At 59.7% G+C, this 24,156-nt stretch carries 41 protein-coding genes, 1 tRNA gene and 1 pseudogene; 30 read left to right on the forward strand and 13 right to left on the reverse strand.

Going from position 1 to position 24,156, the window contains the following annotated elements; genetic code table 11:
• Window positions 1–1,926 carry a DNA cytosine methyltransferase gene (locus C8C92_RS27795; protein ID WP_243420254.1) on the reverse strand — a complete coding sequence of 642 codons (1,926 nt, stop codon included), beginning with the start codon at window positions 1,924–1,926 and terminating at the stop codon, window positions 1–3.
• Between the two features lie 35 nt (window positions 1,927–1,961).
• Between C8C92_RS27795 and C8C92_RS27280 the strand changes: the two genes are divergently transcribed.
• The gene (locus C8C92_RS27280; protein WP_133250783.1) at window positions 1,962–2,567 is read left to right on the forward strand and encodes a hypothetical protein; all 606 of its coding nucleotides are present in this window, start codon (window positions 1,962–1,964) and stop codon (window positions 2,565–2,567) included.
• Between the two features lie 95 nt (window positions 2,568–2,662).
• On the opposite strand, the gene C8C92_RS17065 is transcribed toward C8C92_RS27280, so the two are convergent.
• From C8C92_RS17065 to C8C92_RS17090, 7 genes are all read right to left on the reverse strand, one after another.
• Window positions 2,663–3,067 (reverse strand): hypothetical protein, encoded by a 405-nt coding sequence (locus C8C92_RS17065; RefSeq protein WP_133250784.1) that lies wholly within the window; start codon window positions 3,065–3,067, stop codon window positions 2,663–2,665.
• Window positions 3,064–3,861 carry a KilA-N domain-containing protein gene (locus C8C92_RS17070; RefSeq protein ID WP_207781021.1) on the reverse strand — a complete coding sequence of 266 codons (798 nt, stop codon included), beginning with the start codon at window positions 3,859–3,861 and terminating at the stop codon, window positions 3,064–3,066. The genes C8C92_RS17065 and C8C92_RS17070 overlap by 4 nt, the downstream gene beginning before the upstream one ends.
• Window positions 3,862–3,888: 27 nt before the next feature.
• The gene (locus tag C8C92_RS27525; RefSeq protein ID WP_165829469.1) at window positions 3,889–4,053 is read right to left on the reverse strand and encodes a hypothetical protein; all 165 of its coding nucleotides are present in this window, start codon (window positions 4,051–4,053) and stop codon (window positions 3,889–3,891) included.
• The gene (locus C8C92_RS17075) at window positions 4,050–4,313 is read right to left on the reverse strand and encodes a helix-turn-helix transcriptional regulator (protein ID WP_116744706.1); all 264 of its coding nucleotides are present in this window, start codon (window positions 4,311–4,313) and stop codon (window positions 4,050–4,052) included. Before C8C92_RS17075 ends, C8C92_RS27525 begins: the two co-directional genes overlap by 4 nt.
• Window positions 4,314–4,389: 76 nt before the next feature.
• Window positions 4,390–4,605 (reverse strand): hypothetical protein, encoded by a 216-nt coding sequence (locus C8C92_RS17080; protein ID WP_071077715.1) that lies wholly within the window; start codon window positions 4,603–4,605, stop codon window positions 4,390–4,392.
• Window positions 4,606–4,622: 17 nt separating this feature from the next.
• The gene (locus C8C92_RS17085; protein WP_116744707.1) at window positions 4,623–4,913 is read right to left on the reverse strand and encodes a hypothetical protein; all 291 of its coding nucleotides are present in this window, start codon (window positions 4,911–4,913) and stop codon (window positions 4,623–4,625) included.
• Window positions 4,914–5,117: 204 nt separating this feature from the next.
• A complete protein-coding gene (locus C8C92_RS17090) occupies window positions 5,118–5,504 on the reverse strand; it encodes a YdaS family helix-turn-helix protein (RefSeq protein WP_243420255.1) in 387 nt (128 codons plus the stop codon).
• A gap of 43 nt (window positions 5,505–5,547) precedes the next feature.
• On the opposite strand from C8C92_RS17090, the gene C8C92_RS17095 reads away from it, so the two are divergent.
• From C8C92_RS17095 to C8C92_RS27970, 21 genes and pseudogenes are all read left to right on the forward strand, one after another.
• Window positions 5,548–6,237 (forward strand): S24 family peptidase, encoded by a 690-nt coding sequence (locus C8C92_RS17095; RefSeq protein WP_165829470.1) that lies wholly within the window; start codon window positions 5,548–5,550, stop codon window positions 6,235–6,237.
• Window positions 6,238–6,714, forward strand: a complete 477-nt coding sequence (locus C8C92_RS17100) for a hypothetical protein (RefSeq protein ID WP_116744709.1) — start codon at window positions 6,238–6,240, stop codon at window positions 6,712–6,714.
• Between the two features lie 115 nt (window positions 6,715–6,829).
• The gene (locus C8C92_RS27285) at window positions 6,830–7,147 is read left to right on the forward strand and encodes a hypothetical protein (RefSeq protein ID WP_133250785.1); all 318 of its coding nucleotides are present in this window, start codon (window positions 6,830–6,832) and stop codon (window positions 7,145–7,147) included.
• A complete protein-coding gene (locus tag C8C92_RS17105; RefSeq protein WP_116744710.1) occupies window positions 7,144–7,743 on the forward strand; it encodes a hypothetical protein in 600 nt (199 codons plus the stop codon). Before C8C92_RS27285 ends, C8C92_RS17105 begins: the two co-directional genes overlap by 4 nt.
• A gap of 128 nt (window positions 7,744–7,871) precedes the next feature.
• A complete protein-coding gene (locus C8C92_RS17110; RefSeq protein WP_243420256.1) occupies window positions 7,872–8,159 on the forward strand; it encodes a hypothetical protein in 288 nt (95 codons plus the stop codon).
• 266 nt (window positions 8,160–8,425) lie between these two features.
• Complete coding sequence (locus C8C92_RS17120) at window positions 8,426–8,704, forward strand: hypothetical protein (RefSeq protein ID WP_116744712.1); 279 nt, start codon at window positions 8,426–8,428, stop codon at window positions 8,702–8,704.
• A 151-nt stretch (window positions 8,705–8,855) separates the two neighbouring features.
• Window positions 8,856–9,038 carry a hypothetical protein gene (locus C8C92_RS17125; RefSeq protein WP_116744713.1) on the forward strand — a complete coding sequence of 61 codons (183 nt, stop codon included), beginning with the start codon at window positions 8,856–8,858 and terminating at the stop codon, window positions 9,036–9,038.
• 91 nt (window positions 9,039–9,129) lie between these two features.
• A complete protein-coding gene (locus C8C92_RS17130) occupies window positions 9,130–9,363 on the forward strand; it encodes a hypothetical protein (protein WP_116744714.1) in 234 nt (77 codons plus the stop codon).
• A gap of 145 nt (window positions 9,364–9,508) precedes the next feature.
• Complete coding sequence (locus C8C92_RS17135) at window positions 9,509–9,688, forward strand: hypothetical protein (protein WP_116744715.1); 180 nt, start codon at window positions 9,509–9,511, stop codon at window positions 9,686–9,688.
• A gap of 236 nt (window positions 9,689–9,924) precedes the next feature.
• Complete coding sequence (locus tag C8C92_RS17140) at window positions 9,925–10,239, forward strand: hypothetical protein (protein ID WP_116744716.1); 315 nt, start codon at window positions 9,925–9,927, stop codon at window positions 10,237–10,239.
• Window positions 10,236–10,367, forward strand: a complete 132-nt coding sequence (locus C8C92_RS27965) for a hypothetical protein (RefSeq protein WP_256267347.1) — start codon at window positions 10,236–10,238, stop codon at window positions 10,365–10,367. Before C8C92_RS17140 ends, C8C92_RS27965 begins: the two co-directional genes overlap by 4 nt.
• Window positions 10,364–11,077, forward strand: a complete 714-nt coding sequence (locus C8C92_RS17145; protein ID WP_243420257.1) for a zinc-finger-containing protein — start codon at window positions 10,364–10,366, stop codon at window positions 11,075–11,077. The genes C8C92_RS27965 and C8C92_RS17145 overlap by 4 nt, the downstream gene beginning before the upstream one ends.
• The gene (locus C8C92_RS17150) at window positions 11,074–11,319 is read left to right on the forward strand and encodes a hypothetical protein (protein WP_116744717.1); all 246 of its coding nucleotides are present in this window, start codon (window positions 11,074–11,076) and stop codon (window positions 11,317–11,319) included. The genes C8C92_RS17145 and C8C92_RS17150 overlap by 4 nt, the downstream gene beginning before the upstream one ends.
• Window positions 11,295–11,435, forward strand: coding sequence for a hypothetical protein (locus C8C92_RS27530; RefSeq protein ID WP_165829471.1), 141 nt, complete (start codon window positions 11,295–11,297; stop codon window positions 11,433–11,435). The genes C8C92_RS17150 and C8C92_RS27530 overlap by 25 nt, the downstream gene beginning before the upstream one ends.
• Window positions 11,432–12,370, forward strand: coding sequence for a RecT family recombinase (locus tag C8C92_RS17155; RefSeq protein WP_116744718.1), 939 nt, complete (start codon window positions 11,432–11,434; stop codon window positions 12,368–12,370). The genes C8C92_RS27530 and C8C92_RS17155 overlap by 4 nt, the downstream gene beginning before the upstream one ends.
• A gap of 37 nt (window positions 12,371–12,407) precedes the next feature.
• Window positions 12,408–14,189, forward strand: coding sequence for a YqaJ viral recombinase family protein (locus C8C92_RS17160; RefSeq protein WP_116744719.1), 1,782 nt, complete (start codon window positions 12,408–12,410; stop codon window positions 14,187–14,189).
• 31 nt (window positions 14,190–14,220) lie between these two features.
• On the forward strand, window positions 14,221–14,931 hold the full coding sequence (locus C8C92_RS28055) for a KTSC domain-containing protein (RefSeq protein ID WP_207781022.1): 711 nt from the start codon (window positions 14,221–14,223) through the stop codon (window positions 14,929–14,931).
• A 40-nt stretch (window positions 14,932–14,971) separates the two neighbouring features.
• A complete protein-coding gene (locus tag C8C92_RS17175) occupies window positions 14,972–15,421 on the forward strand; it encodes a DUF1367 family protein (protein WP_279340960.1) in 450 nt (149 codons plus the stop codon).
• A 27-nt stretch (window positions 15,422–15,448) separates the two neighbouring features.
• The gene (locus C8C92_RS17180; RefSeq protein ID WP_116744721.1) at window positions 15,449–16,153 is read left to right on the forward strand and encodes a hypothetical protein; all 705 of its coding nucleotides are present in this window, start codon (window positions 15,449–15,451) and stop codon (window positions 16,151–16,153) included.
• A 13-nt stretch (window positions 16,154–16,166) separates the two neighbouring features.
• Window positions 16,167–17,063 (forward strand): annotated as a pseudogene (locus tag C8C92_RS17185) (recombination-associated protein RdgC); the annotation flags it as partial.
• A 264-nt stretch (window positions 17,064–17,327) separates the two neighbouring features.
• Window positions 17,328–17,636 (forward strand): DNA translocase FtsK, encoded by a 309-nt coding sequence (locus tag C8C92_RS27970; RefSeq protein ID WP_279340961.1) that lies wholly within the window; start codon window positions 17,328–17,330, stop codon window positions 17,634–17,636.
• Between the two features lie 2 nt (window positions 17,637–17,638).
• Here C8C92_RS27970 and C8C92_RS17190 read toward each other — a convergent pair whose 3' ends face one another.
• Window positions 17,639–18,283, reverse strand: coding sequence for a hypothetical protein (locus C8C92_RS17190; RefSeq protein WP_116744722.1), 645 nt, complete (start codon window positions 18,281–18,283; stop codon window positions 17,639–17,641).
• A 14-nt stretch (window positions 18,284–18,297) separates the two neighbouring features.
• Between C8C92_RS17190 and C8C92_RS17195 the strand changes: the two genes are divergently transcribed.
• The 8 genes from C8C92_RS17195 to C8C92_RS17220 are packed head-to-tail and all read left to right on the forward strand — an operon-like array spanning window position 18,298 to window position 21,900.
• Complete coding sequence (locus C8C92_RS17195; RefSeq protein ID WP_116744723.1) at window positions 18,298–18,942, forward strand: hypothetical protein; 645 nt, start codon at window positions 18,298–18,300, stop codon at window positions 18,940–18,942.
• Window positions 18,939–19,373 carry a hypothetical protein gene (locus C8C92_RS17200; RefSeq protein WP_116744724.1) on the forward strand — a complete coding sequence of 145 codons (435 nt, stop codon included), beginning with the start codon at window positions 18,939–18,941 and terminating at the stop codon, window positions 19,371–19,373. Before C8C92_RS17195 ends, C8C92_RS17200 begins: the two co-directional genes overlap by 4 nt.
• A complete protein-coding gene (locus C8C92_RS27975; protein ID WP_279340931.1) occupies window positions 19,370–19,492 on the forward strand; it encodes a hypothetical protein in 123 nt (40 codons plus the stop codon). Before C8C92_RS17200 ends, C8C92_RS27975 begins: the two co-directional genes overlap by 4 nt.
• Window positions 19,493–19,501: 9 nt before the next feature.
• Window positions 19,502–19,828, forward strand: a complete 327-nt coding sequence (locus C8C92_RS17205) for a hypothetical protein (protein WP_116744725.1) — start codon at window positions 19,502–19,504, stop codon at window positions 19,826–19,828.
• Window positions 19,825–20,067, forward strand: coding sequence for a hypothetical protein (locus tag C8C92_RS17210; RefSeq protein WP_116744726.1), 243 nt, complete (start codon window positions 19,825–19,827; stop codon window positions 20,065–20,067). The genes C8C92_RS17205 and C8C92_RS17210 overlap by 4 nt, the downstream gene beginning before the upstream one ends.
• Window positions 20,064–20,651: a hypothetical protein gene (locus C8C92_RS17215; RefSeq protein ID WP_243420258.1), complete on the forward strand. Its 588-nt coding sequence runs from the start codon at window positions 20,064–20,066 to the stop codon at window positions 20,649–20,651. Before C8C92_RS17210 ends, C8C92_RS17215 begins: the two co-directional genes overlap by 4 nt.
• Window positions 20,648–21,007, forward strand: a complete 360-nt coding sequence (locus tag C8C92_RS27290; protein ID WP_133250786.1) for a hypothetical protein — start codon at window positions 20,648–20,650, stop codon at window positions 21,005–21,007. Before C8C92_RS17215 ends, C8C92_RS27290 begins: the two co-directional genes overlap by 4 nt.
• The gene (locus C8C92_RS17220; protein WP_116744727.1) at window positions 20,896–21,900 is read left to right on the forward strand and encodes a site-specific integrase; all 1,005 of its coding nucleotides are present in this window, start codon (window positions 20,896–20,898) and stop codon (window positions 21,898–21,900) included. Before C8C92_RS27290 ends, C8C92_RS17220 begins: the two co-directional genes overlap by 112 nt.
• An 88-nt stretch (window positions 21,901–21,988) precedes the next feature.
• Here the strand turns inward: C8C92_RS17220 and C8C92_RS17225 are convergent.
• From C8C92_RS17225 to C8C92_RS17240, 4 genes are all read right to left on the reverse strand, one after another.
• Window positions 21,989–22,063 (reverse strand) — tRNA-Val (locus tag C8C92_RS17225).
• An 82-nt stretch (window positions 22,064–22,145) separates the two neighbouring features.
• On the reverse strand, window positions 22,146–22,862 hold the full coding sequence (dnaQ, locus tag C8C92_RS17230) for a DNA polymerase III subunit epsilon (RefSeq protein WP_099763524.1): 717 nt from the start codon (window positions 22,860–22,862) through the stop codon (window positions 22,146–22,148).
• 87 nt (window positions 22,863–22,949) lie between these two features.
• A complete protein-coding gene (gene rnhA / locus C8C92_RS17235; RefSeq protein ID WP_071076881.1) occupies window positions 22,950–23,387 on the reverse strand; it encodes a ribonuclease HI in 438 nt (145 codons plus the stop codon).
• Complete coding sequence (locus C8C92_RS17240; RefSeq protein ID WP_099763523.1) at window positions 23,380–24,156, reverse strand: class I SAM-dependent methyltransferase; 777 nt, start codon at window positions 24,154–24,156, stop codon at window positions 23,380–23,382. Before C8C92_RS17240 ends, rnhA begins: the two co-directional genes overlap by 8 nt.

Genomic DNA, 24,156 nt, shown 5'->3' on the forward strand with positions numbered 1-24,156 from the left:
TCACGCCACCCTCACAATCTCGCGCTCATGCGCGAAGTTGGCGCGCATAGCAGAATCAATGCGGCGGCCGAGCCAAGCCACATTCGACACGGCCCAGCTGTTGCCGATGGCCTTATAGCGCGGACCGTCCGCTGCTGCGCGAGCAACCTGGTCGCGCGTCATCACCCCACCACGGAGCAGGTATTTGATCCAGTCCTGGTCAAGCTTTTCAGGGCGCATGGTGCGGCCGAAGGGTATGAGGGTGTAGTCGTCAGGGAACGCCTGAAGGCGCTCGCACTCGCGAGGCGTCAGGCGACGGACTGCCATGCCCGCCAGCACCATTGGCATGCCTTGGCCAGGCTTGCCGCCGCCGGTCGACAGCGCGCCAGTGCGGCTGCCGTCGCCACCTTCCAGGCGGATTTCGGCGCGGCTATTCTCGGCGAATGCAGCCACAATTGGCTGCCCGCGCCCAGTGCCATCCTCGCTGGCATCGAAGCCTTCGGCTTTGAGGGTGTGCGTGATGTCGCCCGTGATGCAGATAGCCTGCGCTTGGGGGCTGGATGTACTCAAAGTGCCGAAGACGCTGGTACTGCTCACGCAGTCCTGGCGCGCGTCGAAGGCGATAGCCGGTGGAATGCCGGCGTTGGCATGACTGCCAGCGTGGTTTCCAGCGCGTAGCGTCGGTGACAGGTCGTAGCAGGCGTCGCCACCGTAGTCCTTGCTGCTAAAGGCGATTGGCGCGAGCGCCACGCCGTGTTGCGCCCCGTTGTCTAGCGTGTACATCGGTGCGCCGGCGTTGCCGATACCCAGGCCGTTTTGATCCTTGCCGCGGGTAGCGTTTTGGATTGGATACGCCACCTGCTGAACCAGGAATGTCTCGCTCTCAAAATCGAAATGTGGCCCGGCATGCGCGCGGCAGGCGGTGGCAACATGTATTTCGCCTGCCTGGTTATTGCCGCCGAAAGCCATAGGGATAAGCATGCCGGCTTCGGCATCTTGCTGCGTGGCGCTACCCGCAGCTTTTCCGTTCGCCCGCAGCGTACCGGCAATCAGCGTGTCCAAACCATCGCCACGTGGGCGCTCAACGCTGCGCGCCACTGGAGCGGCTACGGAAGCAGCGAAAGCAATGTCTTTCCCGTCGACCTGTCGTGCTCCGCCAATATCCTCGGTACTGACTGGCTGCAACCCGAGGCCGCATTCGTCCTGCACTCCGCCACGGCGCGCAGCGCTCGCTCTAACTGTGCCGGCAATGTCTTGCGGCGATTCTCGGCTCGGCGGAGAATCCCGGCGCACGCCGTCGAACTCAAAAAGTACCGATGCGGGATCGAACCCCTCTCCAGCACTTGCGACAACGAACACACGACGGCGTCGTTGGGCCACTCCGAAATATTGGGCGTCGAGGGTCCGCCACGCGACTGTTCGCGCGGGACCATACACACAACCAGCGTACGCCCACTTACCCCCTGGCGGCTCGATTGGATCATCTTCGCCGGCAAGGCCAGCAAGGAAGCAGCCGAAGGCATTGTCTTTTGTGGAGAGAACGCCAGGGACGTTTTCCCAGAAGACAACGGCTGGAAGAAGTCCAGTTGCTGCGCGTCGTGCGTCAATTTCATCTGCAATCTCACAAAAAACAAGGGAAAGGTTGCCGCGCTCATCGTCGAGCGAATTGCGCAGGCCCGCAATCGAGAATGCCTGGCAAGGCGTACCGCCGCAAAAGACATCGGGCGCTGGCACGAAGCCATCGCGAACCAGGGCGGCGACCTTGGTCATGTCGCCCAGGTTTGGTACGTCCGGATAGTGGTGCGCCAGCACGGCGCAAGGGAAAGGCTCGATCTCAGCCAACCAGGCCGCGCGCCAGCCGAGCGGGCCCCAGGCGACGCTGGCAGCCTCAAGGCCGCTGCATACGGAGCCGAAGGTAATGGGCATAGTGAAGGCGTCGCGCTTCATGCTAAGATTCCTTTCAAACAACTTTGAATGCACTCGTGAAGAAATCCCATGTACTTCTTGGTATCGGACTGGTGGCGGGAGCGGTAGTTACCGGGTTCATTGGCAACTATGCAGGCCTGACGAAAGATAGCTGGCCTGGCTGGGTTCAGGCGATCGGCTCCATCGCTGCATTGGGAGTGGCGATATTCGTGATGAGCAGGCAGAATGCACATTCCGCTCGCCTTCTCGCCGAATCTGATAATCGCGTGATGACCCGCCGAGCTTCTGCAGTTTCTGCCCTTCTTGTCCGCGCCAATGAGCAACTGATAGAAGCAACTAAAAATCTCAAAGAAGCCGCGCGGGATGGCGACCAAACTAAATTTCACGTCACTTGGATTGTTATTATTCCAGTGCTTAGGCAATGTCGAAGCGCCTTGGAAATGGTGCCTGCGCATGAGCTGGGTGCCTTCAAAATGGTAAGCGGGCTCCATTCCATGATTGAGGCACTTGATTACTTTTTGGTGCTGGGTGAAGATTGGGAAACGATACCCTCTCCTTTGCACGATCCCATGTTCCAAATTCAATTTTGCGAAAGCCATCGAAATAGCGGCGCTAAAGCGCTCTCTGTTTTCAATCAAGGTGTTGACGAAATCACCGGTTAGCAACTTTTCCCATTCGACAATTGCCACGTTTTTTCCGTTAGCGGCATATTTTTTCTCGGTACGGGCTTTTGAGAAACAAGCAAACATTATTGGCTTCATGGGCGCACCTCGGCCGCAGGCCGGCGAACGACCACGACAGGCATTGCGCCCACAGTACCGCGAAAGTGTGGAGTGGCCGCCTGGCCAGGCTGTTCCGGCTCGGCGCCCAGCAGCGCCGCCCGCGAGGCGTCTTTCAGTACGTAGCGAATGCCCGCCAGGCGCACATTCCCCTGGATGAAGCGCGAGAAGATCATGCGCAAGCGGTGCTCTATGCCCGCCTCTTCGATATCGAAGCCCGCGCGCTCGCAGATTTGGTAGAAGGTGCCGGGCCCGGCCAGCATCGCCTGCAGCAATACATACGAGCGGGAGCCCTGTTTAGGGAGCGTGATGCCAGAACGGCGGCGCTTCGTCTTATTTACGCCAAAAGTCGGGCGCGCGCGATCGTCAGCTTGGCCAGTCACAATGCCACCTCCGCCAGGACAGAATCGCGCCATTTCACTTGCTGAATGGGCGTGCCGCTGGAGTGCGCCTTGCCCGTGTCCATCACGTAGGCGTGCTCCCGGCCCTTCTTCGTCGGCACCCAGTGCCCGGCGATGTTCTCTTGCAAACCGGCCTGCACCAGCAGCTGGTTGAAGGCCTTTGCGCTCTTGACGAAGCGGCTGCCCAGTTCCGTAGGTGTGTAGTAAATCTCCTGGCTGGGCGTGGCCAGGTGCGTGCGCTCCATCAGCTGCAGCATGTTGACGCCGGTCAGGGCGGCCGTGCCCTGGTTTGCGCTGATGGCCGCAGCGTTCTTGTCGAGGCCGATCAGGCGAGCGATGCCGAAGATGGCGCGGAATTCCTTGGCGGGCGAAATTGCGCTGGCCTTGGGCGCGGTCGGCGCCTGGCCCGTGGCAACGGAATGGAACGATTTATATACCTGAACTTCAAACTCAGGATCGATCCATGCCGCATAGCGCAGCACAATTAATTCCACGCCATAGCTCCCCTGCCTTGGGCCGCCACGAATCGTTTCGACCGATGCTATATTCGTAGCATCGCTCAAAATTTGTGCAAACGCCTCGACACCTGGGCTTTTGAGGAAATTCCCTGGGCGGTGCGAATCGGTTGCCTTGCCGCTTGCCATTGCGGCCTTGTGAAGGTCGTTGAGACAAAAGCGCCCAGCCTGATCGGTAGTGATCACCGTGTCTGCGATGTTGATGCTTTTCTGTTGTACAATTTGGTCCATAAATTCTTTCGCGGATTTATAGCGTTTCAAGGAAGCCCGCCTGCAAGCGGGCTTTTTTCATTTCTGGCCTTGCAGTTCCCGCAGCATTGCTTCGTAGTGCTGGCGCGTGCGGACATGGCCTGGGTCGACCGGCAATTCGCGCTCGACGTGCTCTTGCTGCTGGGCGCCCTGCTCGGCCTGCGCCGGCGCGCCGCCTTCCCGCTGCATGGTCGTCCAGGTCAAACCGTCACCTCAGAGCGCGCGATGCGCTTGAGCTCGCTGATCGACACGTCGAACACCTCGTGCATGCGGATCAACAGCGAGGCGCCGACCGGCAGGCGGCCGTGGCGAATCTTGGAGATCACCGGCGGCGCCACTTCCAGCGCGCGGGCCAGGGCGGCGTCGTTCTTTGGGCCCTTGGCCAGCAGCATGTCGAGCAATTCGTTGTTGCCGTGGGCGTCGTCCAGCGAACGGTACGGCTTGATTGCAGTTGTTTGCGTCATGTCATATTCCTAATTGATGGTGATTAAAGTGGCCGATTCCGGCCATGCGATGCTGTAGCTGTCGGGTGCGGGTTCGTTATGGCGGCTCGCGCCGCGGCACCTCATATTTCTTCGCCACCCTGTCGGTGGCATCGCGCCATTTCTGGCGCGCCTCCTTGTGCGCGGCCTTCGCCGCGCTCTCGCCCTCCCCGTCCTTGGCACCCTGCAGGTCCTTCTCGGCCTGGCGGTAGATCATCGAACGCTGGAAGATCAGCTCCTTCTCCTCGGCTGTGACCTCGGCTTGTTTATTCAATAGCTGCCTCCATGCCGTTAAACCCGCATCCGCACGACGCGCGGGACGACGCCAAAGCACGGGCGCGGTGCCGGCACAATCTGGGCCCTGTTATTTATTGATTTGGGCCTAGCTCCGCTGGAAAACGGCGGCGTATCATTCCGTTTCGGCCTGGCGTCCAGGTGATTGCGGATGATTACGATCGTGCATTCGTTCAGCACATCGCTGACGCTCTTGCGCATCGCAGTGCACGCGGCTTGCAAGGCATCCTTGTTGTCGTCCGTGATGTAGCCCTTGACGAGCGCAGTGCGTTTTTGCTTCTGTTTCATGGTTTTCTCCTGGTGGTCGGTGTTACAGGGTTTGGGTGCAGCGAAATACAGGTTGGTACTTGGTGCTGTTTTACGGTGGGCGCTCGCAGGCTGGCAATGCGCACTCCTCAAGCTGTACGCCGCGCGGCAACTGGTGCGGTTCGAGCAGAGGGATGCGCACGAAGTCATCCGCCGGGCGCGGCGGGGGAATTGGGATCACGCGGATCATGGCTTGGCGCCCACGTCGATGCCGACGGCGGCCCGCGCAGGCACGGTGTCGGAGATGGCGTTGGTAGTCGGAGGCTGGCGGCCGACGTGGCCTGGCGCTGGGACCGAGTCAGTGGCGCGGCGAGGTGTGGACGCAGCAGCCAAGTCAGGCCAAATCTTGTGCCAGTCGTCAGGGCGCAGATCTTTGCGGGAAACCTCCCCTGCGGTTGCCGTTTCGATAGCGAGGCAGTATTCGATGGGCACACTGCGCAAGCGCCAATTGCCGAGCCGTGCGGAGCTGACGTCGATCTCCTTGGCCAAGGCTGAAAGGCCGCCGCACAACTGGATTGCTTTATCTAGTGGATTCATGAAGATCATATTACACGACTTGTGTATTTCGATCAAACATTTTGTGTAACACACTCTGTGAATGTTTAGCTATTCTTTGATGATGAACAAAAAGGCAAACAATATTCCTTGGGAGCGCATTGAAGCGCGACTGGTGGAACTCCAAAAAGACCAGCAATGGCTGCGCGAAACGCTGGGCATTGCGCCCGCTGTATTGACGAACTGGAAATCACGCGGAGCGCCTGTTGGCAAAGCTGTGCCGGTGGCACGCGCCTTGGGTCTGACCACAGATCAGCTCTTGGGCCTCGACAGCTCATCCCATATTGCCGACGGCAGTCCCGTAACCGATGATGAAAGCATGGCACCTTCCACGGTCGCCATTCGCATGGTGCCAGAGCATGTGCGCGCCGGAATTACGGGCTTCGGAGCAGATCACATATTCGAGGACGGCGGCCACTTCCATATCCCGCGCCTTTGGCTGGAAGAGCGAGACTTGGCACCAGGCGCATTGCTGGCAATCAAAGTTAGGGGCGACAGCATGCGACCGCTGATGTTCGAGGGGGACGTAGTTGTCGTGAACGTCACTGACAAGAATCGGGTGAACGGCAGCGTATTTGCGCTGAATTTCAAGGGAGAGCCGGTCGTGAAGCGCCTCAAATATGAGCGCCGCGAGTGGTATCTAACATCTGAAAATCCAGACTTCCCGCAAGAGCCTTGTCGCCCTGGTGATTGCGACGTCATCGGTCGCGTCGTGCGCTTCGAGGCGCGCAATTTCAAGGATCGGCTATAAATGAAGGTCTTGATATTCGTCCTCGGCGCAATGCTTGCGCCGGTGGCCCACGCTGAGACTTGGCAATGCACGAACGTAGCATCTGGTCGCGTCTACACCGTCAGCCAGGCCGTGCCGGCCGACGCCTGCAAGCTGGTCAGCAGTACGAAGAATCCGCACTTCACAGGCCCAGCAGTCAGTGAGCAGCCAGTTCCTGTATCCATGCGTACGCAACAGTCCTGCAACAAAGAAGCGGCTCAGGACGTACAGTTCGGCATCCGAGAATTTGCCAAGTGGCACATCGAAGGCGATCACCTTGCCGTGCATTGGGTCTACGCAATCGAGAAGCAGCCTGAGGCGAAGCGCCTGCAGATGGTCACGACCTATGCGGATATGGATGCGTGCCTCGGTGGCGCTGCGCGGGAGATCATGTTCTACCGCAAAGGTAGGCTGATAGGGATTGCTTCGCCGGCGTCGGGTGTGAGGCTGATTAAATGATCTCTTAAAAATTGCATTAAATTCGTAGGTATGAGCATCTAACAATAGTGTAATCGCGATTTCAAGAAATTTAACAATTCTCAATTTCGCGTTGAGGAAATGGATCGGAACTTATATGAGCGAAGAAAAAAGTGGGCCAGCAGAATCTGGAAAGCTCAATTTTGCAGATGTTACTGAAGATGACTTCAAATTATTTTTACAAGAAAGAGTTAAAAGCCACGCTTGTCCTTCTTGTGGCACAAATGGCTGGGGAATTTTATCAGCGCCAAATATGAATTTTGGATTGATCGCTCTTTCGAAGAGTGGGGCGTTTTCAATCCCGCCTCCAAACATTCCCACTATGGGGGTTGCTTGCAACAACTGTGGCTACATTCGTCAGCATGCATTGGGCATCATCGTTCAGTGGAAGGCCGCCAAGAAAGTCGCCACATGACATACACTGTACGGACAGATGAGATCCTTCGAACCATATACCAGAATCCTTCTTCAAATGATGTACACTTCGAAGAAACAGGGTTCCGACTGATTGACATTGAGGCAACCGCGAATCATGAGAAGAAAGACACTATGAGCGCGACAACAGATAAGGATTACATTGACGCCCGACTGAAAGCGATGAGCGACAGCCTCGATCAGCGGCTGGAGACGGCTGCGGCCAAGTCGGATGGAAGACTGGAAGTCATTGAGACTCGGATGGATGCCCGAATCGCTTCTCTGGACGTGAAACTTACCACTGGCATGGCGGCCATGGATGCCAAGTTCGATGCAAATTTCGCGCGCTTTGAGTCACTACTTCACAAAACGACGGCGGATATACATAAGGCCACCACGGATACTCTCTCAAGAGTCATCGCCATCGTGTCTGGCCTGGTTGGTGTTGGGATTGCCGTAATAGTGCTGGTAATTAACAATATGGCGCCGAAGCCCGCGTCAGTTGCGCCAGCGCCGGTCGTGATCTACGCACAGCCAGCGCCGCCGACGACTACCGCCCCGCCTCAAGTGCTTCCGGCGCCTGCTGCCAAGCCCTGAATATCAGCCCGCCTCGCGCGGGCTTTTTTCCGCCTGTCACCGCAATTATTGAATATATTTCCTATTGCTAATTTCACATATACTTGATGAGCGAAACGGCACGCCTCTATGCCGCACCAGGAATAAAAATGAAAGCAATATTGGTTGCAGCACTGGCAGTTTCCCTAACTCTTTCCTTGCCAGCCTTCGCACGGGGTGGACATTCGGCCGGCCACGCAAGTCCATCTGGCCACAGCGCCAAAGCCGCAACTGGAACGGGTGCAAAAGCATCGCACGAACATGTCGGCGGCTATACAAAGAAAGATGGCACGGTCGTCAAAGGACATGACCGCTCGACCAAGGATGACACCTCGGCAAATAACTGGTCGACGAAGGGCAATACCAATCCCGAGACTGGCAAGGCCGGGACGAAATGAACGCCCTTTTCCTTAGCTTCGCCTTGGCCGCCTCTGTCGCATTGAGCGGCTGCGGCGGTGGCGGCATTGATGACAGCGACACCGTTACCTGCAAAGATGGATGGATTTCCCATTCAAAAGATAAGCAAGGTGCATGTTCCTCTCATGGCGGCGTGCGATAACTTTCTGTCGAATTTTCTTTAAGGCAGCCGCCGTGCGCGGGCTCATTAATGCCCTCGCATTCCCAATAACTTCCAAATTGGCAATATTCAAAGCATAATGCATAAATGCAACTATGCGCCGCCATCATCAAGATTAAGCAAATCCAGTTGGCCGTGGTCCAGGTCGAGCCAGAACACACCTGGCCCAGCACTGGACCGGCCGCGCTGGTGCGTGCGCAACTGTTCTTCCCTACCCTCCCCATCCTGCTGCTATCGCAACGTGTCGGCGGCTTCTCCCGCAGCTACGCCACCTTCGATATTGGGCCGCTGATCAACCAGATCAACGCTGACGAGATCGAATGGCAAACCTACCGGCCGCCACCGCCACCCGAACTGCCCTTCTAAGCAAACATACCAGCCTCGACGTTTCGAGGCTTTTTTTCGTCCGTCAAATCCTATCGTCTCCCGACACAAAAAATAATTACACAAACTGTTTGCTATGAATACACAATATGTGTAATACTTCATTCATCGAAAGCAAACACAGGAGTACGACATGTCCCGCACCCAAGCAATCGCACTGATCAAGGCCAATGCCGCCAAAGGTGACATCAAGGCATGCACGCGCCTCTTCGTGGAAAACCGCATCAGCCGTGCTGTGTATGACCAAGCTGTGGCCGACGGTCGCTCGCTGGGTGAATTTGTTGCAAAGCGTGATGCAGCCCGGAGTGCAGCATGAGCCCCGCCGAACTCGCAGCACTCGAAGCGGTCCTCGTCGCCCACGGCGAAGTGATCCCGGCAATCGCAATCCCAGCGCGCGGCTAATCGCCATGAGCGCCCGTGACGCCCTGCCCGGCCTGTTCACCGCCCCACCGGCGCGCGCAACGCTGCGCAAGTACAACGTGTCGATCAAGTTTGAGGATGGGAATTTTAAGGCAACAGCCTGGGCAGGAAGTCCGAATCAGGCGCATGAGCTGGCGCGAGTAGATGCGCGTATGGCGTCTTGCACCGGCACGTTTTATGGCCGCGAGCTGGGCTGGTCTGCCGAGTTGGCAAAGGTTTAGCGGTCGCCCGCGCCGTAGTTCAAGGCGGGACAGGCCGGCGGGCCGGATAAATGCCCTGTGGGATCAGCATGCCCCGATTGATCTTCGTGAGGATCAGGCGCCCGGGGAAGCCCGGCGCCGCAACCAACCTTGAAGGAAATACAGCATGTCGAATTTCAATGAAAACCAGAAGGTGAATGTGAAAGGCACGAAGACCGACCCGGCAGCGCGCCCTGGCAAGTTCGTGCAGACGCACCCAGGCGCGCGCGGCGACTTCCTGGAAGTGCTGCTGGACGGCTCGACGCAAAGCCAGCGCTTCCGCCCTTCGCAGGTGTCGGCAGCCTAATTTCACCCCGGCCAGTCGCCCTGGCCCGTTTCGCCGGCGTAACCGGCGGCCAAGACATGACCATCGAATCTGCCGGGGTGATTGCCGAGCAGGTACGGCCAGATTAATCACCTGGTGTCGGCGTCCCACGAGGGATTCTCGATGGTCATGTGTTGGCGGCCCACCAGCCGCAGGAATCACACGCCCGACGGATTTTCTCGGGTCGCCAGCAACCAATTAACCAGAGGAGCAGAACAATGAATTGCGACTGCGTCAAAAGAATCGAAACGAACCTGGCCAGCTCGCCATTCATCGTGGCCAAGGCCGGCAGCGACATCCAAGTCGAATGCCAAGCCACCGGCTTTGCCATGACGGACGACATGGGGCTGCTCAGCACGATCAACATCCCGTTCCGCATCCGTGGCACAGGCAAGGGTTTCACAAGCGCCAAGGGCAAAGAAATGCCTTGCGTCGCCAGTCATTGCCCGTTCTGCGGCCGCACGACCGGGCGCTACGTGGTCGGCGAGGACGCCGGCATCGCAGCTGCAATGCACCCAGCAGGTGCAGCATGAGCTACATCATCACCATCCGCACCGCCAGCACGGTGCACAGCTTCGCCGCCATCGGCAATCTGGCCGCGCTGATCGATGCCGCCTACGACGACGGCGCCCTGGGCGTCACGGCAATGGTGCGGCCATGATCGGCGCCATGCAAAAGGCGCTGATCGAGATTGGCATGCTCAAACCTCGCAGTGGCCCGGTCACGCCACAAAACCCATCGCGCCGCGCCGTGGCGCGTGTCAAGAACCCATTGCCAGCACCGACCGAATGCCCGAACTGCGGGGCACCCGTCGAGTTAATCAATAACAGCGCGATTTACGCCGGCCGCCAGTTTGGCGAGTGGCCCTGGGTCTACAAATGCACGTGCAAGGAATGCGACAGCTACGTGGGCCTGCATCCTTTTACGGCAATCCCGCTGGGCACGCTCGCCGATGCGCGCTTGCGTCGAGCGCGGAAACAAGCAAAGGACGCGTTTAACCCCATGTGGCAAAGCGGCGAAATGACGCGGGATGCTGCTTACGCATGGCTGGCCGCCTCGCTGGGGATTGGCGACGTGAACGAGTGCCACATCGGCTGGTTCGATGTTGCGATGTGCGCCCGGGCAGTTGCGGTTTGCGATCCCGATGGAAGCGGAAAGCAAACCGTGGCCACCGACGATCTGCTGGCCCTTATCGCGAAGGTGCGCCAGATGCAGCGGAATTTTGAACTGTGCCTGACGAGCAAACAGGACGACTGGCTCGAAGACATTCTCGATAGCGCCGAATCTGGCGCGCCGCGAGTCTCCGCAAATGGCCGCAAGTTTTTGGAAACCTGCGCAAGCGGCTTTTACTCGGATGGAGTCGCGCCATGATCGCCCTCTTCCATCGCCTGCTGGCCGCCCACCGCCACTACCAGGCGCAGCACCAGCACAGCATGAACAAGATGCGCCTGGCCGGCGTGCGCCGCGAACTGGCCGGCCTCGAAGAAATGCGCAAGGAATTGATCACTGCACAGATCGAAGCGCTGATCGACCTGGACGCATCCGCCGCGCGCGTGCAGCGCCTGGGCCGCGCCCGCCGGGAGGCGCAGTGGACGTCGTCAGCCAAGCCGTGATCGACGTGGCCAGCCAGGCCCTGCGCAACTGGCATGCCGGCCACGCCATCGTCTACGCCGTCCGCCTGGCGCTGTTGAAGGCAGAAATCATAAAACTCACAAGGAAAAAGTCATGAATGCAGCAACCCAAGAGGGTCAAACGGCCCTGCAAACAGCGCAGTACGGTCAGGGTGACCTGTCCGTCGCAAGCACCAGCAGCGCCTCCCTGATCCTTGATGTTGCGAGCATGGACAGCATCATGCGCCTGGCCGACATCATGGCCAAGGGCCGCTCAACCATCCCGGATCACCTCAAGGGAAGTTCGGCCGACTGCGCTGCTGTCGTCATGCAGGCCATGCAGTGGAAGATGAATCCCTTCGCAGTGGCGCAAAAGACGCACCTGGTGAACGGCACGCTCGGATACGAAGGGCAGTTGGTGAACGCGGCCATCCAGTCCAGCGGCGTCACCCGCGACCGGTTCAATTACGAATGGTTCGGGACGTGGGAAAAAATCATTGGCAAAACGCGCGTCTGCGAGGCGGCTGCCAAGGGCAAGCCAGGCGATAAAGACTACAAAAAAGCTTATCAATACCGCGTTCCGGATTATCCCATGCAAGACGAAGAAGGCTGCGGCGTGCGCATTTGGGCGACGCTGCGCGGCGAAAGCGAGCCGCGCTATCTCGAACTGCTGCTGGTCCAGGCCACCGTGCGCAATTCGCCGCTCTGGGCGACCGACCCGCGCCAGCAATTGGCCTACCTCGCTGTGAAGCGCTGGAGCCGGCTGTACGCCCCTGACGTGATCTTGGGCGTCTATACGCCCGACGAGCTTGAAGAAACGAACCGCGAAATGCGCGACATCACGCCGGCAGCGCCAGCTGCAGATGACCGCACCATCGATCAGCTACCGGAATGCACTGACGAACTGTTCAAGCAAAAAACGCCGGAATGGCGCCAGACCATCCACAGCAAGAAGAAAACGCCGGCGCAGCTGATTGCCATGCTCAGCACCCGGGCGACCTTCACCGAGGCGCAAAAAATGACAATCGACAGCTGGGCGCACGAAAACGACTAATCGCCACAACCAACAATAAAACCACCGAGGACACATCATGCAACGCGAAAACACACTCACCCGCGAAATCCACAACCTGCTCCAGGGCAGCGACGACTGGCACGCTTTCCGCTTCGACCACCACGGCGCCAGCGAGGCGGCCGCGATGCTCGGCCTGTCAAAAAAAGTCACCCGCAGCGAACTGGTGCGCATGAAGGCCACCGGCTTGGCCAAGGAATTTAGCGACTGGGTGCAGGAAAACATCCTGGACTATGGCCACGAGGTCGAAGCGCTGGCACGCCCGTTCGCCGAACGCATCATCGGCGACGAACTCTATCCAGCCACCCTGTCGCTGGGCCGCGAAAGCGCCTCGTGCGACGGCCTGAACATGGCCGAGACCATCGGCTTTGAGCATAAGCAATGGAATACCGAGCTGGCGGCATCGGTTCGCGCCAACGTGCTGCCAGAAGAGCACCAGCCGCAGGTCCAACAGCAGCTGATGGTGACCGGCGCCGAGAAGTGGCTGTTCATGACGTCCGACGGCACCGATGAAAACATGGTCTGGATGTGGGTGTATCCGGACACCGCCTGGTTCGCGCGTATCGTCGCCGGCTGGGAGCAGTTCGATATCGACGTCGCCAATTACACACAGGTGGACATTGCCGAGAAGCCAGCGGCCGAGCCTATCGCCGCCCTGCCCGCCCTGGTCGTCCAGACCGAAGGTAAAGTCGTCAGCAGCAACTTGGTGGCGTACAAGGCCGCCGCCGAAAAGTTCATTGCCAAAATCAACACCAAACTGGAAACCGACGAAGACTTCGCCAATGCCGAAAACACCGTCAAGTATTGCGGCGAGGCTGAAGATAAGCTGGAACTGGCCAAGGCTGCTGCCCTGGCACAGACCGCGACCATTGACGAAGTAATGCGCACGGTCGACCACATCAAAGCGCAGTTCCGCGCCAAACGCCTGGAGCTGGAAAAGCTGGTCAAGACCCGCAAGGAACAGATCAAAGAAACCATCCTGAACGAAGGCCGGCACGCCTTCACCGCCCACATCGCCGCGCTCGAAACCGAAATCACGCCGCTGCGCCTGCAGCAGCCCCAGCCGGATTTTGCAGGCGCCATGAAAAACAAGCGCACCTTGGGCAGCCTGCGCGATGCCGTCAGCACCACGCTGGCCAATGCCAAGATCGCCGCCAACACACAAGCCGCCGACTACCGCGCCAAGCAGGCCTGGTGCCGCGAACACGCCGCTACCTACGGTTTCCTGTTCATGGACATGGCCAACATCATCGGCAAGCCCATGGAAGACTTCCAGCTCGTCATCACCACCCGCATCGCGGACCACAAGCGCGCGGAGGAAGCGAAGGCCGAAGCCGAGCGGGCACGGATCCGGGAAGAGGAGCGCGTCAAGGCAGAAAAGGCAGCCGCCGAGACGATCCGGCTGGCCCAGGTCGAATCGGACCGCCTGGCAGCTGAGGCAGCGCAGGTCGAGCGCGAACGCGCGGCAGCCGACACGCAGCGCCGGCTGGCAGAGCAAGCCTCGCTGATCGCTGCCGAGCGCGCCGCCGAGCCGGTCGCCCAAGTTGCAGCGTCCAAACCTACCGCCCCTATTGTCGCCCGCCGCGCGCCGGCCGCCGCCGCACCTGTCCCAGCCCCGAGCCGCCCAGCGCCAGCACCTGACCTGCTCGACGCCGCTGCCGATGACCTCTACCCATCCGACAGCGACATCCTCGATGTGATGTTCGAGCAGTTCGGCCTGACGGCAGCCGAGGCCATCGAACGCCTGGCCAAGTTCGACTTTGCCGCTGAGTACGCTGCCCTGAACACCAAAGCAGCATAAACACCACCTCGCCCACCACCAGGAGAAACCAATGAATACAGCAGTCGCAGCACCACAAATCACCCTGCAAGCCATTCAATCCTCGCAGATTGCCGCCATCGGCCACTGCCCGGCGACCGAGACCCTGGCCGTGCAGTTCTTCCGCAAGGGCGCGCCGGCGGACGTGTACCACTACGCCAACGTCACGGCAACCGACTATGCCGCCTTCGCCGGCGCCGAATCCATCGGCAAGCACTTTTACGCGCACATCAAGCCGCATACCGACAAGCACCCGTACACGAACAAGGGCACGCCGGCCGTCGAGCTGGCGCCGGTCAAGCTGAGCAAGGAACTGCTGGCCGGCCTGCTGACGGGCCGCGAATACGGCCGCGAAATGGTCAAGGAAGAAGAGCAGCAGGCCAAGGCCGCCGGCCTGATCGTGATCTTTGGCGCCAGCGACGACCTGATGGAGTTCCGTGGCTTCGTGAACGACGAGCGCGAAGCCCCGACCATCGCGCTGATCGACGCCAAGGGCTTGCTGCCGTTCCGCGAGGATATCCAGCACGACGACGATGCACTCAAGGATTATTTCGCCCGGGCGCCGCAGGTGCGCGCCGTGGATGCCCTGTGGGCCAAGGAAGACGGCTACAGCTGGACTTACCGCACCGACGTGCCGCACGCCACGTTCGAAATCGTAGAAGACGGCGAGCCGTATTGCCGCGGCATCGTGATCGACGCGGCTGACCTGGCGCCAGCGGTGTGATGGCCCGGCACCACGCGGGAGCACCGCCTTGACAGAAATCGTGCTCATGAAAATGGCCAACATCCTCGTGCCGCACGACGAGGCGGCGGCCGATTTCATCCAGAAGATGAAGGCCGGCGCGCTGATGCACGCCGACTTCAAGAAGGTGCGGAACTACCAGTTTCACAAAAAATACTTCGCCCTGGTGACTTTCGCCTTTGATCAGTGGGAACCCCGCGGCGGCCTGACCTACCAGGGCCAGCCAGTGGCGAAGAACAAGGAGCGCTTCCGGAAAGACATAGCGATCCTGGCCGGCTTCTTCGAATCGACGGTGAACCTCAAGGGCGAAGTACGTCTGGAGGCGAAAAGCATTTCGTTTTCGCAGATGGACGAGATCGAGTTCGAGGCGCTGTATAGCGCGACCATCGACGTGATCTTGTCCCGGATTTTGACCAAATACACCAGGCAGGACCTGGAAAACGTAATTAACCAGCTGCTGGCATTCACATGAAAGCCAGCAGCAGCAACGGAGAAGATCATGGATCAGTTGAAAGAGGCGGTAGCGGCAGCGTTTGACAAGGTGGTCGCATCCGGCGCCATCGAGGAAGCAATTCATAAGCAAATCGGCGCGGCCGTCACCGCCGGCATCAACGAGCACCTGCGTGATTACAGCGACTTCGGCAAAGCGCTCAAGGCCAAGATTGGCACCCTGATCGAAATCGACCTGGACACAATCGACCTGCCGTCATATCGCCAACTGGTAGGCGACATTATTAAGAAACGCGTCGGCGCTGTCATGTCCACGGAATTCACCGAGAAACTGGACAAGGATATTGCCGAACTGCTGGAGCCGGTGCCGGACTCCATCACGCTGCAAGCGCTGCTGGATGAGTTCATCGAAAGCAAGAAAGACGCGTGGAACGCGCATGAGCTGCGCGGCGAGAAATTCACACTGAACATCAACCGCAGCGAAAACTGTGATGACTACCTGGATGTTTCAATCGATGAAGACCCAAACCAAAGGCGGCACTCGTCCTGCGCCATCCACCTGCGCATCCGGGGAGACGGTGAGGTGTGGGCGCTCAGCCTCGGTGGCACCGACATCAAGAACAAGATTTTCGTCGGACCGCTCTTCAATTTCGAAAAGCGCCTGTTCCAGATGTACACGGCCAAGACCCGCCTGATCATCGACGCAAACGCGGAAGCCGAAGACTTCGACACTACATTCCCTTACAACGATTAAGCGAGCAGCCGCCATGTTTTTCAAGAATTTGCAGATTTACCGCTTGCCCGCCGCTTGGGCCATGACGGCCGCCCTGCTCGAGCAGGCGCTGGCGCCGCACCAGTTCACGCCGGCCACCAGCATGGACCTGGTACGCCAGGGCTGGGCCGCACCTCGCGGCGCCGGCGCGCCGCTGGTGCACGCCGTGAGCGGCCAGTTCCTGCTGCAACTTAAAACCGAGAAGAAGCTGCTGCCATCGACAGTGATCAACCAGGTGGCCGCCGCCCGCGCACTGGAAATGGAAGAAGCCCAAGGCTTCGCGCCCGGCAAGAAAGCCATGAAGGAACTGAAAGAGCGCGTCACCGACGAGCTGCTACCGCGCGCGTTCGCCATTCTCAGCACCACGGCCGTGTGGATCGACTCGGTCAACGGCTGGCTGGTGGTGGACGCGGCCAGCCCGGCCAAGGCCGATGAAGTGATCAAGCTGCTGCTCAAATCCGTCGACAAGCTGCCGCTGGAAAGCCTGCGCGTGCAGCGCTCGCCGGTCGGTGCCATGACGGAATGGCTGCAAACGGGCGATGATCCGGCTGGCTTCACGGTCGACCAGGACGCGATCATGCGCGCCACAGGCGAAAGCAAGGCCCAGGTGGCATACAAGCGCCACACACTGGAAGCGGACGATATCCGTCGCCACATCGCCGCCGGCAAGCAGTGCACCCGCCTGGCCATGACCTGGAGCGACAAGATCAGCTTCGTGCTGGACGAGAGCCTGGCCATCAAGTCAGTCAAGCCGCTGGAAATTATCAAAGAAAGTACCACGCGCAACGACGACGAGCGCTTCGACAGCGATTTCGCCCTGATGGCGGGCGAGCTGGCCAAGATGCTGGCCGACTTGGTCGAGGCGCTGGGTGGCGAGGCCGACGTGGAGACGCAGGCGTCGGGCCCGGCTGCTGCCGGCCAGCAGAAGACCGAGCGCGCCGTGAACTTGACTGCCGATCTGTACAAGCTGCGCAACCGTTATCGCGATGTGCTCAACGAGCTGTATGAAAGCACCGTGCAGCCGGCCGTTGCCCGCGTGCGCGAGCAAATGGAGCAAACCGCCGAAGGCGCGATTAAATCGGCGCTGACGCTGGCCAAGGAACTTCCTGGCGGCTCACAATCCGCCGACCTGTTCCTGGTAGCCGCCGCTGAGATCATGGAACCGAGCCCACGGGCGGCAGCGGGCGATGCCCCTGTCCGCCAGCAGCGTCCGGCGCTGCAGCTGAATGGCGAAGCAGCAGCCGTGCCGCCTGGCGACGGCAGCGCGACCGATCCGCTGTACGACCAGGCCGTCGAGGTCGTGCGCACGCACCAGCGCGCGTCGATCTCGCTAGTGCAGCGCCACCTGCGGATCGGCTACAACCGGGTCGCTCGGCTGCTGGAGACAATGGAAGGTGCCTGCGTGGTCAGCGCGCAAGCGTCGAACGGCGCACGCGAGGTGCTGGCGGAAAGTGACGTGAAATGATCTCACTCTGGCTCCACCGACAGCTTGGGCCTAACCGCAGCGCTGATTTCGCTCATTGCTGCAGTCATATGAGTATTGGCTCTGCTGATAATTACGTGAAGCTTGAGCAAGCGGAACTCATGCTGCATGATATCTGGTTCAGGATTGAAGGTATCCAAGATTCCTTGAGTCGCCACACCGACGGCAAAGATGTCAGCGTTGACCCTTGCAATATTCTCAGCGCAGTCGCTTCCCAAGCCAGACAGTTTCAAAATATCTTCGGAGGAAAGCTTGTGGCAGCTTTTGCTCCAAGCCACAAGCTCTCGGAGAGCACCCTCTGTAATACTGCCGCCGCCAACTGTAATGACAAAATATTCATTGAATCGTTGAATTTCGTCGGAAAGTTTCCTCAGAAGGGTCCAGTGTTCGGCTGCAGCCAATATAGCAACGATGCGCTCTTTTCTATGGCGCTCCCGCTCGCCTTTGCCAGCAAGCCAGATAGCAGCCCATATGGAGACGACTGCCCCAATTGCCTGCATCCACCCGGCAGCCTCGCCCGAACCAAAACCTTTACATTCAACTGCGCGCGCAAAGCCACAAAGCAAAGTTGCCAAGAGGAGCAAAGCAGTGAGCCAACCATACCAATTTTGTCTAGTAATTTTTATCATGGAGCAATATTAGCATGAGCAAAGAGCGCCCTATTCTCATGAACGGCGCCATGGTGCGCGCCGTACTCGACGGCAGCAAGACGCAGACGCGGCGAGTCATGAAGCCGCAGCCAGTGCCGATTCCTGGGGAGCCTGGCAAGCACTGGTGGCCTTCGAATGCAGCGCAGTCGATGATGCGCGTCGAGGATAGCTTCCAGAAGCATCCTGGCATTTTCGATGATGCTTGCCCGCACGGCGTGCCAGGAGATCGTATCTGGGTGCGCGAGACATTCGCCATTGACGATGACGGCTACTTCGAATCGGCCGTGTATCGCGCGGACCAGGTGGCGCTGCCCGTACTGCCGGCCACGCGCAAGCCGAACAAATGGCGGCCATCGATACACATGCCGCGCTGGGCCAGCCGGATCCAGCTGGAAATCGTGTCGGTGCGCGTCGAGCGCCTGCAGGATATCAGTGATGCCGACATAGTTGCCGAGGGCATTGATATGGAAGCACTGGCGGAATCGCAGGATCGCTACGACATCGTGTGCAAAGGGTCTGGCGCCAGCGGTCGCGCAACCGAGCGCACGGTCTGGCGCGATCTGTGGGAATCGACCGGCGGAGACTGGGATGCGAACCCGTGGTGCTGGGCCATCACCTTCAAGCGAGTGACGCCATGAACCCGCGCATCTATAAGAAGCAGGCAAAGCGCGCCGTCCAGCTGCTGCGCAGCCATGGCGATACGACGAAATATGCCCCATCGGGCGAGCAAGGCCTGGCTGACGAGCCATTCTCGTGGAAGCGCTCCAAGTGGCTGCGCCAGCACCGCCCCGCCGAATACGGCCTCTGGCAGCGCATTGGCGGCATTCCAGAGGTTGCTTGGCAAGACTTCGATGGCGAGTGGGATGGCCATGATTCACGCATCGGCTGGGAGCGCCATTACGATCACGCCCGTTTGCCAGGGGATTACTGGGAAGGGCCGGAATGGGAGTGCGGCGGCAAGCCGTGGCCGCGCATGACCACCAGCGATCGCATGGGCATGTGGCGCTACGGCCAGATTGCGCCAGGCTGGCGGTGGCGCGGTGGGCGAGCCGTAAAGGTGAAGCCATGACCGACAACGACGAAGTGCCGAACAGCGAACGCAGCCACGGCGCCGCGCGCGTGGCGGCGGCCCTGATCCTAATTTACGTGGCGGCGACCATTGCGGGCGTCTTGGCCGCGACAACCTGAAAGGCGGATATGAAAAAGATAATTGAAGCAGCACCAGTCATACGCGATGCTCAAGGCTGGTATGAGCATCCTGATCTGCCACCCTTTGACGAAGGCGATGCCGCCAAATTCAAGGAATGGATAGACGTCCAGGGGCTGGAGGTTCAACGCGTCTGGATGGACGGCGACGCACCCGACTTGGCAGAGCGTTACCTGGAAGGTGATGGCGATCCGAGCGCATTAGTCGACTGGCAGCCCACGGCGCCAGGCCCAGGCTGGTTCCTGCTCGCGCTGTACGACGAAGAGAACGATGGCCCAGTGGCATGGTTCGCGCGCCGCGCGTCGGCGGCGCAATGAGCAGCCGCACCCCAGCGCCCGCGCCGGAAACTCCGGCCGAGGCCGCCTACAAGTTGGACCGCGCCGTGCTGCGCGCGATCCACACCTGCCAGCCCGTGCTGTTCGACGGCAAGCAGCACCACTTGCGCGCCATGGGTGCCCAGGTGCTGGGCGGCGGCGTGTCGTCCGTGATTTACCTGATGGGCGACGCGACGCCGCGCCAGCCCAACGAAATAACTTTTTTGGAGCATGCAGAATGATCAACAACGAGCAACGCAATCCGCCTGTCCGTGCAACGCCCATCGATTCATTCCAGGGCCGCGTACAGCCTTGGATGATGGCGTGCTTCGGCGCCGAAATTTCGGCCGATGGCGCCGAGCGCAATCACCGCTTCCTGGAAGAATCGCTGGAACTGGTGCAAGCGTGCGGCTGTACGGCCAGCGAGGCGCACCAGCTGGTCGATTACGTTTTCGGCCGCCCGGTCGGCGAGCGAGCGCAGGAAGTCGGCGGCGTCACGGTCACCCTGGCCGCGCTGTGCCTTGCCCAGGGCTTGGACATGCACGCCGCCGGCGAGACGGAGCTGGCCAGGGTCTGGACGCAGGTCGAGGCGATCCGCGCCAAGCAGGCGGCCAAGCCGAAGCATTCGCCGCTGCCAGCTGCTGCGCCTCAGCCGATCATCGGGCGGCTGATGGATCAAATCTCGGCGCTGCCTGTCCTGTGGGGTTTAAATGAGCCGGGCGCGCTGCTGCGCAACAGCGACGTGTTCCGCGTGCTGGTCGCTGCTGGCCGCGAGCAAGCCGCCCTGGAACACGCTGCTGACGTGGCGGCCGGGAGCGCACCATGAACATGAGCGATGTTGAAATGCGCCACATCGCCGAAATTGTGGCGGCGCTGGGCAAGGCTGGCGGCAAGCGTACTGCCAACACGGCCGGCGAACTGAACAGGCAACAGATCTGCGCTGCGCTCGGCGTCAGCGAATCTACGATCCGCCGCCTCGAGCAGGCAGGATTGCCATATACACCGGTCGGCGCGCGCTCCAAGCGCTACGACCTTGAAGAATGCAAGAACTGGTTAAAGGAGAACAACCAATGTCCATCTGGGACGACAAAAAAGGCAGGAAGCACGTCGGCATCATGGTCGATGGCAAAAGAATTCACAGAAAGCTGCCGGAAGGCGCAACTACGAGTGATGCCAAGTTAGCTGAGGCAGAGCTGCGCGCAGCGGTTGCGCGAGCTCCGAAAAGCCAGCAGGTGCACATTCCCGGCGACCCGCCCATGGCCTTCATCCTCGCACTCTACGTCGAGCACGCCGCCAGTTTGCGTAGTAGCGACACGTCGAAGCATCATGCGAAACGGCTTGGACCTTGGGCGGAGCGCTACAAAGCAAGCCAGGCCCAGGAGTTTGCCGATCATGTCATCCGTGACATGAGCAAGCTCATACCAAATAAGAAATCCGGCAAACTGGAGCCTGCCTATGCGCCAGCAACGGTGAACCGGTCATTGGCCTGTGCAAAAAAAGGATTGCAGCTGGCATGGCGCCAGCGCCTCATTCCTGAAAACTATGGCTTGCGGATCGATAACGTGGCAGTCAATAACAAACGCGAGGTGTTTCTCACGGTTGAGCAAGTAAGGAAGATCGCATCCTTCTGCACGCCGATTGCGCAGGCCGCGATATGGGCAGCACTGCTGACTGGGGCGCGCCGCGGTGAACTGTTCCAGATTCAGCGTGAGCATATTGGAAAAGATTCGATCACCTTCCCCGCCAGCAATACTAAAACACTTCGCATGCGCGTGGTGCCGATCATCCCGGCCTTGCGGCCATGGCTGAAATATTTTCCATTGGAAATGACGTTGTACGGCGTGCAATCGTCCTGGCGCCGCGCGCGCGTGAAGGCTGGCATGCCTCATGTGAATTTCCATGACCTGCGCCATTCTTGCGCAAGCATCATGCTGGGCCTGGGCGTGGACCTGTACACCATCAGCAAAATTCTCGGCCATGCCAATGTGCAAACAACCCAGCGCTACGCACACTTGCAGGTTGATGCTCAGCGCCTGGCGCTGGATAAGTTATCGGCACTGGTGGTGGCGAAGTAAATTACACCCAAAATTTACACCCAATAAAAAAGCCGACCACATAAATGTGTCGGCTTTAATATAAGTACTTGATTGTATTGCGTATTCTTGGTGGGAAGTGCAAGTTTCGAACTTGCGACCCCTGCAGTGTGAATGCAGTGCTCTACCCCTGAGCTAACCTCCCGAAGCGAGGCGAATTATCGCATAGGTGTTGCGGCATCTGCAAGGGCTGGCGACAGGAAATTTAGCATGCCCCGCTTTTTTTCTCAGGCGGCCGCTGGTGGCGCGGTGACGACACTCCAGATGCACTGGCCTTTGGCAGCCTTGTCGAGGCCGGCGATGGTGGCTTCGTGGGCGGCGAGCTCGTCGGCCGTGGCAGTCTGGAAGATGACGTCGGCGAGCGGCACGATTTCCAGGGCGGCGCCGTCGGCGGCCACTTCCACTTCTTCTTCCATGCTCAGGCTGTTTTGACCGCGCGTCATGGCCAGGTAGACGTCGGCCAGCAATTCCGAGTCGAGCAGCGCGCCGTGCAGCTTGCGGTGGGCGTTCGAGACGCCGTAGCGGTCGCACAGGGCGTCGAGCGAATTGCGCTTGCCCGGATGCATTTCCTTCGCCTGCACCAGGGTGTCGATCACGCCATGCACTTGCTCATGCACGGGCGGCAGGTTCAGGCGCTTGAATTCAGCGTTGAGGAAGCCGATATCGAACGGGGCGTTGTGGATGATCAATTCGGCGCCGGCGATAAACGTGCGGAATTCTTCCGCGATTTCCGCGAATTTCGGCTTGTCGCTGAGGAATTCCGTCGTCAAACCGTGGACGGCCAGCGCGCCCTCTTCCGAATCGCGCTCGGGATTGATGTAATGGTGAAAATTATTCCCCGTCAACATGCGGTTGTTCAATTCGACCGCCCCGATCTCCAGGATGCGGTCGCCCGTGCGCGGGTTCAGGCCGGTGGTTTCAGTATCGAGAACAATTTGACGCATGGCGGATTCATTCGTAAAAGCAAAAAGCGAAGGGCACAGTATAGCAAACCTGTACCCTGCGATGACTACTGGCAACCTTGGGTATTCTTACGCGCGCACGGTTTCCACGCCCAGGTTGGCTAGCTCATCGGCCCGCTCGTTACCCGGATGGCCATTGTGGCCGCGCACCCAGCGCCATTCCACTTCATGGACGGCCTGGGCTGTGTCGAGGGCCTGCCACAGGTCGACATTTTTTACGGGCGCCTTGGCCGCCGTTTTCCAGCCGCGTGCCTTCCAGCCGTGGATCCATTCGCTGATGCCCTTTTGCACGTACTGGCTATCGGTATACAACACCACCTGGCAAGGCCGTTTGAGCGCCGTCAAGGCTTCGATCACGGCCTTCAATTCCATGCGGTTATTCGTCGTATTGAGTTCCCCGCCGTAAATTTCTTTCTTGGCACCATCGGCCACCATCAGTGCGCCCCAGCCGCCCGTGCCGGGATTGCCCTTGCATGCGCCATCGGCGTAAATCTCAACCTTATCCATCTTGCTGTTCCCGCCTTTTATTCGTGACCGGTGCGCCTGCGGGCGCCGTCGCCGGTTTCTTGGTCCACGCCGGACCGATCAAACGCATCCCTTTGACACGCTTGATCGCCTGCACTATATACACTGCGCCCAGATATGGCCACCAGCGCGCACCGGCCTTGTCCATGAAGGCGTTGCGGCGCAGCCATTTTTCTGTCCTGCAGGCAGGTGCGTAGCAGCCGAAGTGGCTTTCGCTGACGCCCATGTTCAGCAATTTTAACCAGTCTTTCATGCGCGGCATAGAGATCAGCTCGCCTGCCCGCGGCAGGTAATGGCGCCCCGTGACTCTTCCGAGGCCCTGGCGCATGCCCCACAGGCTGGCCGGATTGAAGCCGCAGACGATCACGCGCCCCTCGGGAATCAGCACGCGCTCGACTTCGCGCAAGACCTGGTGCGGCTCGGCGGCAAATTCGAGTACGTGCGGCAAGACCACCAGATCCAGGCTTTGCGAATCGAACGGCAACTCGTCGAAGGCCGACACCAGGGTCAAACGGCTCTCTTGCGGCGGGCGCGACGGCAGGCGTGCATCGAGCAGCCATTTGTTCGGCATGCGGCTGGCCGCCAGCGCGTCGAGCTGGGGCAAGCCGATCTGCACGGCGTTAAATCCGAAGATGTCGACGGTCAGACTGTCGAGGCATTGCTGCTCCCAGGCGCGCACATACAGACCGGCTGGGGTCTGCAGCCAGCCGTCAAGCGCTATAATGGATTTTTCGGATGCTACACTGTCCAT

The sequence above is a fragment of the Janthinobacterium sp. 78 genome (genome assembly GCF_003096775.1).
Lineage (GTDB): Bacteria > Pseudomonadota > Gammaproteobacteria > Burkholderiales > Burkholderiaceae_D > Janthinobacterium > Janthinobacterium tructae.

Excerpts from the sequence above, each read along its gene's own strand:
- C8C92_RS27795 (WP_243420254.1), bottom strand. The coding sequence starts at position 1,926 with ATGAAGCGCGACGCCTTCACTATGCCCATTACCTTCGGCTCCGTATGC.
- C8C92_RS17075 (WP_116744706.1), bottom strand. The coding sequence starts at position 4,313 with ATGACGCAAACAACTGCAATCAAGCCGTACCGTTCGCTGGACGACGCC.
- C8C92_RS17085 (WP_116744707.1), bottom strand. The coding sequence starts at position 4,913 with ATGAAACAGAAGCAAAAACGCACTGCGCTCGTCAAGGGCTACATCACG.
- C8C92_RS17095 (WP_165829470.1), top strand. The coding sequence starts at position 5,548 with ATGATGAACAAAAAGGCAAACAATATTCCTTGGGAGCGCATTGAAGCG.
- C8C92_RS17100 (WP_116744709.1), top strand. The coding sequence starts at position 6,238 with ATGAAGGTCTTGATATTCGTCCTCGGCGCAATGCTTGCGCCGGTGGCC.
- C8C92_RS27285 (WP_133250785.1), top strand. The coding sequence starts at position 6,830 with ATGAGCGAAGAAAAAAGTGGGCCAGCAGAATCTGGAAAGCTCAATTTT.
- C8C92_RS17105 (WP_116744710.1), top strand. The coding sequence starts at position 7,144 with ATGACATACACTGTACGGACAGATGAGATCCTTCGAACCATATACCAG.
- C8C92_RS17110 (WP_243420256.1), top strand. The coding sequence starts at position 7,872 with ATGAAAGCAATATTGGTTGCAGCACTGGCAGTTTCCCTAACTCTTTCC.
- C8C92_RS17120 (WP_116744712.1), top strand. The coding sequence starts at position 8,426 with ATGCAACTATGCGCCGCCATCATCAAGATTAAGCAAATCCAGTTGGCC.
- C8C92_RS17125 (WP_116744713.1), top strand. The coding sequence starts at position 8,856 with ATGTCCCGCACCCAAGCAATCGCACTGATCAAGGCCAATGCCGCCAAA.
- C8C92_RS17130 (WP_116744714.1), top strand. The coding sequence starts at position 9,130 with ATGAGCGCCCGTGACGCCCTGCCCGGCCTGTTCACCGCCCCACCGGCG.
- C8C92_RS17135 (WP_116744715.1), top strand. The coding sequence starts at position 9,509 with ATGTCGAATTTCAATGAAAACCAGAAGGTGAATGTGAAAGGCACGAAG.
- C8C92_RS17140 (WP_116744716.1), top strand. The coding sequence starts at position 9,925 with ATGAATTGCGACTGCGTCAAAAGAATCGAAACGAACCTGGCCAGCTCG.
- C8C92_RS27965 (WP_256267347.1), top strand. The coding sequence starts at position 10,236 with ATGAGCTACATCATCACCATCCGCACCGCCAGCACGGTGCACAGCTTC.
- C8C92_RS17145 (WP_243420257.1), top strand. The coding sequence starts at position 10,364 with ATGATCGGCGCCATGCAAAAGGCGCTGATCGAGATTGGCATGCTCAAA.
- C8C92_RS17150 (WP_116744717.1), top strand. The coding sequence starts at position 11,074 with ATGATCGCCCTCTTCCATCGCCTGCTGGCCGCCCACCGCCACTACCAG.
- C8C92_RS17155 (WP_116744718.1), top strand. The coding sequence starts at position 11,432 with ATGAATGCAGCAACCCAAGAGGGTCAAACGGCCCTGCAAACAGCGCAG.
- C8C92_RS17160 (WP_116744719.1), top strand. The coding sequence starts at position 12,408 with ATGCAACGCGAAAACACACTCACCCGCGAAATCCACAACCTGCTCCAG.
- C8C92_RS28055 (WP_207781022.1), top strand. The coding sequence starts at position 14,221 with ATGAATACAGCAGTCGCAGCACCACAAATCACCCTGCAAGCCATTCAA.
- C8C92_RS17180 (WP_116744721.1), top strand. The coding sequence starts at position 15,449 with ATGGATCAGTTGAAAGAGGCGGTAGCGGCAGCGTTTGACAAGGTGGTC.
- C8C92_RS27970 (WP_279340961.1), top strand. The coding sequence starts at position 17,328 with ATGGAACCGAGCCCACGGGCGGCAGCGGGCGATGCCCCTGTCCGCCAG.
- C8C92_RS17190 (WP_116744722.1), bottom strand. The coding sequence starts at position 18,283 with ATGATAAAAATTACTAGACAAAATTGGTATGGTTGGCTCACTGCTTTG.
- C8C92_RS17195 (WP_116744723.1), top strand. The coding sequence starts at position 18,298 with ATGAGCAAAGAGCGCCCTATTCTCATGAACGGCGCCATGGTGCGCGCC.
- C8C92_RS17200 (WP_116744724.1), top strand. The coding sequence starts at position 18,939 with ATGAACCCGCGCATCTATAAGAAGCAGGCAAAGCGCGCCGTCCAGCTG.
- C8C92_RS27975 (WP_279340931.1), top strand. The coding sequence starts at position 19,370 with ATGACCGACAACGACGAAGTGCCGAACAGCGAACGCAGCCACGGCGCC.
- C8C92_RS17205 (WP_116744725.1), top strand. The coding sequence starts at position 19,502 with ATGAAAAAGATAATTGAAGCAGCACCAGTCATACGCGATGCTCAAGGC.
- C8C92_RS17210 (WP_116744726.1), top strand. The coding sequence starts at position 19,825 with ATGAGCAGCCGCACCCCAGCGCCCGCGCCGGAAACTCCGGCCGAGGCC.
- C8C92_RS17215 (WP_243420258.1), top strand. The coding sequence starts at position 20,064 with ATGATCAACAACGAGCAACGCAATCCGCCTGTCCGTGCAACGCCCATC.
- C8C92_RS27290 (WP_133250786.1), top strand. The coding sequence starts at position 20,648 with ATGAACATGAGCGATGTTGAAATGCGCCACATCGCCGAAATTGTGGCG.
- C8C92_RS17220 (WP_116744727.1), top strand. The coding sequence starts at position 20,896 with ATGTCCATCTGGGACGACAAAAAAGGCAGGAAGCACGTCGGCATCATG.
- dnaQ (WP_099763524.1), bottom strand. The coding sequence starts at position 22,862 with ATGCGTCAAATTGTTCTCGATACTGAAACCACCGGCCTGAACCCGCGC.
- rnhA (WP_071076881.1), bottom strand. The coding sequence starts at position 23,387 with ATGGATAAGGTTGAGATTTACGCCGATGGCGCATGCAAGGGCAATCCC.
- C8C92_RS17240 (WP_099763523.1), bottom strand. The coding sequence starts at position 24,156 with ATGGACAGTGTAGCATCCGAAAAATCCATTATAGCGCTTGACGGCTGG.